Annotated in this window: 1 pseudogene; it reads left to right on the top strand. The window is 81.2% G+C overall.

Features of this window, described 5'->3' with window-relative positions:
* Window positions 1-193, top strand: a pseudogene (locus GTW67_RS28840) (hypothetical protein); the annotation flags it as partial.
* Window positions 194-330: the final 137 nt, after the last annotated feature.

Genomic DNA, 330 nt, shown 5'->3' on the forward strand with positions numbered 1-330 from the left:
CACCGGCACCGGCACCGGCACCGGCACCGGCCAGACCAGGGTCGTCCCGGCCGGCGGGGTGGCGGCGGGCGCGGAGAGCACCGCGGGCCCGGACACCGTCCTGCTGGCGGGCGGGGCCACGTTGACCGCGGCCGGTCTGGCGGGCCTGGGCTTCGTGGTGCGCCGCCGCCGTGGCACCGGCGCGGGCGTCTGACGGCTTCGCCGTCCCTGCCCAGCGGGCGGGCCGCCGGTGCTTCCGGCGGCCCGCCCTCCGCGTCCCCCGAGAACTTCGAGGAAGCAGTGATGAGCGCGCCCGCCACACCCCCGCCCGCCCCCGGCACGGCGACCGCC

The sequence above is a fragment of the Streptomyces sp. SID5910 genome, from assembly GCF_009862125.1.
Lineage (GTDB): Bacteria > Actinomycetota > Actinomycetes > Streptomycetales > Streptomycetaceae > Streptomyces.